1 protein-coding gene is annotated in these 227 nt (G+C 48.9%); it reads left to right on the top strand.

Annotation, left to right across the window (positions count from 1 at the left end):
- Positions 1–227, top strand: a 227-nt coding sequence (locus ACHRVL_RS23115; protein ID WP_395415609.1) for a hypothetical protein, incomplete at both ends; no start/stop codon positions are given.

Here is a 227-nt window from a genome sequence, read left to right as displayed (position 1 = left end):
TTATACTGTGGCGGCTACAGCTCCATGTACTGTTGATGCTGTTTCGACAGTTTCAGTAACAGAGCAGGCGCAGCCAGATGCAGGAACAAACGGAACATTAACGATTTGTTCAGGCAGCACTGTAACATCAGGATCATTATTTGCAGCATTAGGCGGAAGCCCAGATGCAGGAGGAACTTGGTCTCCAGCTTTCGCAGGAGCAGGAACGTATACTTATACTGTGGCGG

Source organism: Flavobacterium sp. FlaQc-28 (assembly GCF_044007415.1).
In the GTDB taxonomy this organism is placed as follows: Bacteria; Bacteroidota; Bacteroidia; order Flavobacteriales; family Flavobacteriaceae; genus Flavobacterium.
Note: the sequence above shows the minus strand (reverse complement) of the source record. Positions and strands in the feature narration are given on the sequence as shown.